Genomic DNA, 385 nt, shown 5'->3' with positions numbered 1-385 from the left:
GGCCTACAGCGAAGTCCTGCCCGACGAACGCCAGCACACGGCCGCGGGCTTCTGGCAGCGGGCGAACGCCTTCTTCGCCGCCCACGGCATCACCGTCCAGCGGGTCCTCACCGACAACGGCTCCTGCTACAAGGCCCGGCTGTTCACCCGGACGCTGGCCGCCGACGGCATCGCACACAAGAAGATCCGGCCCTACCGGCCGCAGACCAACGGCAAGGTCGAACGCTTCAACCGCACCCTCCTGGACGAGTGGGCCTACCTGCGGCCCTACACCTCGAACAAGGAGCGGACCGAGGCCCTGGCAGACTTCCTCCACACCTACAACCACCACCGCAGCCACACCGCACTCAACGGACACCCGCCCATCAGCCGCGTTAACAACGTT

1 protein-coding gene is annotated in these 385 nt (G+C 67.0%); it reads left to right on the top strand.

Annotated elements, in window-relative coordinates; genetic code table 11:
* The coding region (locus CU044_RS12335) for an integrase core domain-containing protein (RefSeq protein WP_129768585.1) at positions 1-385 on the top strand (385 nt) is incomplete at both ends.

It is taken from the genome of Streptomyces sp. L-9-10 (genome assembly GCF_004151105.1).
Classification (GTDB): Bacteria; Actinomycetota; Actinomycetes; order Streptomycetales; family Streptomycetaceae; genus Streptomyces.
The sequence above is the reverse complement of the archived record's forward strand: the minus strand, read 5'-3'. Positions and strand labels throughout refer to the sequence as shown.